5 protein-coding genes are annotated in these 1,618 nt (G+C 27.1%); all 5 read left to right on the plus strand.

The genetic code is table 11. The features are described 5' to 3' along the window. On the plus strand, positions 1-342 hold a 342-nt coding region (locus U880_RS0101285), incomplete at its 5' end, for a DUF787 family protein (protein ID WP_024654454.1). Continuing rightward, complete coding sequence (locus U880_RS0101290) at positions 342-764, plus strand: DUF1463 family protein (protein ID WP_024654455.1); 423 nt, start codon at positions 342-344, stop codon at positions 762-764. The genes U880_RS0101285 and U880_RS0101290, both read left to right, overlap by 1 nt. 23 nt (positions 765-787) lie before the next feature. Continuing rightward, positions 788-1,225: a DUF1473 family protein gene (locus tag U880_RS0101295; protein WP_024654456.1), complete on the plus strand. Its 438-nt coding sequence runs from the start codon at positions 788-790 to the stop codon at positions 1,223-1,225. A gap of 11 nt (positions 1,226-1,236) precedes the next feature. Continuing rightward, positions 1,237-1,467 carry a DUF1322 family protein gene (locus tag U880_RS0101300; RefSeq protein WP_024654457.1) on the plus strand — a complete coding sequence of 77 codons (231 nt, stop codon included), beginning with the start codon at positions 1,237-1,239 and terminating at the stop codon, positions 1,465-1,467. Beyond that, positions 1,464-1,618 (plus strand): DUF759 family protein (locus tag U880_RS11065; RefSeq protein WP_152520372.1); only part of this gene is annotated, 155 nt, incomplete at its 3' end. The genes U880_RS0101300 and U880_RS11065, both read left to right, overlap by 4 nt.

The following is a 1,618-nucleotide window of genomic DNA, read 5'->3' on the forward strand; positions in this document are numbered from 1 at the left end:
GAAATTTTTACTTATGACTATATCAAATATGAATTTATTGCAGAACTTATTAGAATATGGAACTTAAATAATAGACAAAATAGTAAATTATCAGAACTTCAACTATCAGGACAAAGAGATAATGCTTATAGTGCTGCTATTGAATGCAAACTTAAAGAACTTATTGATTCAGGTCTAATTGTTTCTTATTCTAAACTCAAAATACAAATATCGGCAAGTGCTGCACTAAAACTATTCTTATCAATAAATATTACTTATAACCATTCTATGAAAGGAGTGGTATTAAATATCACAACACAAGATATACAAAGCTATCAAAATAGTTTAAAGGAGGTTAAATAATGGATCATGTTTACAACTTAACGAAGATATTTTTCTCAATTAAAGATAAGCATATTCAAAGTGGGAAATTAGAGCTTACTAGTGAACCTACAACAAGAGCTGTATCTAGTACTGAAGATATGGGATTTCCGGTAGTTAGTTTTAGAGACCCTAAAACTATTACTTTCATATTTAATGTTGAAGTAACTATTGGATCTTATGATTACAAGCTACTAACAGATATGTCTCAAAATCAATTTTACAATGTAAAAGAGAGTACATATGAAAAACTGCTAAGCCTTGTATTTAATGACTTTGAAAACATTCACATTGTATCTAATAATGCATTCTTTGCAGAAGAACCATCAAGAAGCTATGCTGCTGAAGCAGAAAAGGTTACGTTTGAAATTAGAGCTGTTAATTGCGAAGTAAAAAAACCATAATAATTAAAATTTAAGGAGGATTTATGACTCAGCTTTATAAAATGAATATTTTAACTAAAAAGGAAACACACACATTCGATGTAAAAGTATTACCAGTTTACCAGTGGGATTCTATTTTAGGTTTTTCACAAAATTATGGTATTGATAAACTCAATAATATTGATTATCTCAGGACAATAACAAACATTATGATCAAACCTGACTTTTTAGACAAATTTTACTTCATTTTAGATGACAATAGAAAATATATTTCTTACTACAAAGATTATCTTATTGCAATACTTTATTCAATTCAATTTGATACATTTAACTTAGAAGAAGAATTTAAGAAACCAAGTCTTATTTACTTAAGTCATTATCTAAATAATGATGGTGGACTTGTAAAATTTGACTATATTGACGATCGTTGGAATTATGAACAAATAACACAAAATCTCGATTCAGAAAAAATAAAGATTTAAGGGATAAGCCTATGAGAATACATAAAGGAAGTGATATTCTACAAGAAATAACAAACTCATATTTTAAATTCCTTGAGAATGTAAAAAAAGATAAATATCATTTCCCCGTTATGATGGGTATTTGTAGCTTCAATGAAGTAAAGACATTGAATTACAAAGATTTAATGGAAGTTAATAAAATATCAGATTTAAAACTTCAAATGAAGATATATGAGATGTCTCTATCTAAAGGAATATTATGAATAACACTGGATTTACTATTAAGTTTAAAGGTGTACTTGATCATGCTTCAACTAAAAAGTCTTTAGAAAAAGATATATCTATTCTTGAAAAAGTTCTAAAACCCAAAAGAACAAGACTCGATAGCACTGAAAAAATATTGAAACACAATCT

This window comes from Borrelia hispanica CRI (assembly GCF_000500065.1).
GTDB lineage: Bacteria > Spirochaetota > Spirochaetia > Borreliales > Borreliaceae > Borrelia > Borrelia hispanica.